Source organism: Dietzia cercidiphylli (assembly GCF_014145145.1).
GTDB lineage: Bacteria > Actinomycetota > Actinomycetes > Mycobacteriales > Mycobacteriaceae > Dietzia > Dietzia natronolimnaea.
In genome coordinates this window covers 1-2,583 of record NZ_JAALEA010000452.1, presented here as the reverse complement: position 1 = coordinate 2,583, position 2,583 = coordinate 1, and the positions used below count along the sequence as shown (strand labels likewise).

The 2,583-nt window shown below is 66.9% G+C and carries 2 protein-coding genes; both read right to left on the bottom strand.

What is annotated here, in order from left to right; all coding sequences use genetic code 11:
- Positions 1-114: 114 nt before the first annotated feature.
- On the bottom strand, positions 115-861 hold the full coding sequence (locus G6028_RS15255; RefSeq protein WP_182659377.1) for an ATP-binding protein: 747 nt from the start codon (positions 859-861) through the stop codon (positions 115-117).
- Positions 858-2,420 carry an IS21 family transposase gene (gene istA, locus G6028_RS15250; RefSeq protein ID WP_182659378.1) on the bottom strand — a complete coding sequence of 521 codons (1,563 nt, stop codon included), beginning with the start codon at positions 2,418-2,420 and terminating at the stop codon, positions 858-860. Before istA ends, G6028_RS15255 begins: the two co-directional genes overlap by 4 nt.
- Positions 2,421-2,583 lie beyond the last annotated feature (163 nt).

Below are 2,583 nucleotides of genomic sequence, written 5' to 3'. Positions count from 1 at the left end.
TGAGTATTTGGAGGCTTGGGGGCCACCGGATATTGCCTCTGGGGGCCAGCAGTATTGCCGTTGGGGGCCAGTGACCGCGTCTGTCGGGGCCACTGGCCTCCCGTCGGCGTCTGGCTAGTGGTTCGCGGCGGTGTGTTCTCGCATGTTGTGCGTGCCGGTGTCGATCCAGAGGGTGTTGTGGACGATGCGGTCCATGATCGCGTCGGCGTGCACTCCGGAGCCGAGGCGTTGGTGCCAGTCCTTCTTGGCGTACTGCGTGCAGAAGACCGTGGATCCGGTGTCGTAGCGGCGCTCGAGTAGCTCCAGGAGCATGCTGCGCATTGCGTCGTCGGGGTGGTCGAGGAGCCATTCGTCGATCACCAGTAGGGAGAATGCGGCGTACTTTTTGAGGAACTTCATCTGCCCCTGAGGCCGATCCTTCGCCAGGGCCCAAGCCTCTTCGAGATCGGGCATCCGGATGTAGTGCGCCCGGATCCGGTGCTGGCAGGCCTGCTTGGCCAGGGCGCACCCGAGGTAGGACTTGCCGGAGCCGGTGAAGCCCTGGAACACCACGTTCTGCTGGCGTTCGATGAACGAGCAGGTCGCCAGTTGAGCGATCATGGCCCGGTCCAGGCCGCGCTCCTCGATCAGGTCGACTCGTCGCAGGTCAGCTCCCGGATACCGGAGCCCGGCCCGGCGGATCAACCCGTCGACCTTGGAGTGGTTGAACGTCTCGTGGGCGTGATCGACCACGAGCTGCATGCGGTCCTCGAACGTCATCCCGAAGACGTGGGTGTCGTCCTGGGCCTCGATCGCCTCTAGCAGTGGTTCGGCGCCCATCTCGCGGAGCTTGCGCTTGGTCTCGATATCGATCGCGGTCATCGGGCACCTCGGGCGTAGTAGTCGGCGCCGCGGACGTATCCGCCGATCTCGTCTGGTTCCTCGCGTGGTGGCCGCAGGGCGGCGGTCTTGTCCTGCCCGGTGGCCAGGATCGGCTGCACGTGCGCATACCGGGGCGAGCGCACCGGCCCGGTCAGAGCCAGTGCGCAGGCCGCTTCGACCCGCTCTGCCGAGTAGCGCCGCGAAAGCCGCAGCACCGCCAGGGCGGCGTCGAGTCCCTGCTCGTCGATGGGGACGGACTCGAAGATCCGGCTCACCACGATCTGGGCGGCCGGGCCGATCCGCTCGGCCCACGCACGGGTGCGGGCCGCGTCCCACTGCTGGTAGCGCTCACCGGCGGGAAGGTCGGCGGCGTTGGTGCGATACGAACCTGCCGCCCCTTCGGGCAGCAGCAGGTGGCTGGAAATCCTCTCGGTCCCGAGGTAGATCTCCAGCGTGCGGGCAGTGATCCGCAGATCGACCTTCGCCCCGATATGCACCAGGGGTGCCGAGTAGTAGTTTCGCTCGAACACCACGTGAGCGTTGCGGCCGACCCGGCGCCCGTAGAGCCACCGGCTGATCTCGAACCCCACCGCCGGCAGTGGCGTCAGCAGTGGCTGCTCCTCGGCCGTGAACACGCTGTGGCGGGATCCGGGGCGTTTCTGGAATGGCTGCCGGTTGTAGGCGTCCATCCGCTGCCCGATCGCGGCCTCGAGCTCCGGGAGCGAACCGAACTGCTGGTCCCGCAGTCCGGCGATGACCCAGGTCGCCACATGCGCGACGGTGTTCTCGGCCCCAGATTTGTCTTTGGGGCGCCGTATTCTGCCTGGTAGGACCGCTGCTGAGTAGTGGGCGGCCATCTCCCGGTAGGCGTCGTTGAGCACGATCTCCCCGTCTCGCGGGTGTTTGATCACGCCGGTCTTGAGGTTGTCGCACACGATCCGCGGCACCGAACCACCGAAGTTCTCGAACATCGCCACGTGCGCCCGCAGCCAGGCGTCTTGCTTCATGTCGATCGCGGGCCAGACGAAGGCGTACCGGCTGAACGGCAGGCACGCCACGAACAGGTACACCCGCCTCGAGGTGCCGGTGACCGGGTCGACCAGCTCCATCGTGGGGCCGGACCAGTCGACCTCGATCGTCTGCCCGGCCTTGTGCCCGACCCGCGAGGCGGCGCCGGTGACCAGCACATGCCGCTGGTAGGTCTTACAGAACCGGTCATAGCCCATCGCCGGCGAACCCGAGGTGGCGCAGCGATCGGTGTACTCGCCGTGCAGCAACTTCAGCGTCACCCCGACCCGGGCCATCTCTCGGTGCACGTGCTCCCAGTCGGGCTGGGCGAACACGCTCTCGTGCTCCCCGCGGCCCGGGAACAAGCGCGCGTACACCTGGCTGTCGGCGAGGTCGGCCACATCGTCCCACGTCACCTCGTGCGCATCGGCGGCCTCCAAGACCGCGGTGACGCTCTTGCGGGACATGCCCTGCGAGGCCGCGATCGCCCTGCCGGACAGGCCCTCGCTGCGAAGCTGCAACACGAGCTTCGCTCTAATTTTCCGTACCATCACCAAGTGCTCCTTCCGCCACGTGCCCTATACACATGGCGGGAGGAGCCTAGAGTCGGTGGCCCCCACGGACGCCGCTACTGGCCCCCAAGCGCAATATTCGCGCAAACAGCCGGTGGCCCCCAGAGGCAATAGCCCTGGCCCCCAGTGAGACGAATATTCA

Excerpts from the sequence above, each read along its gene's own strand:
- istA (WP_182659378.1), bottom strand. The coding sequence starts at position 2,420 with ATGGTACGGAAAATTAGAGCGAAGCTCGTGTTGCAGCTTCGCAGCGAG.
- G6028_RS15255 (WP_182659377.1), bottom strand. The coding sequence starts at position 861 with ATGACCGCGATCGATATCGAGACCAAGCGCAAGCTCCGCGAGATGGGC.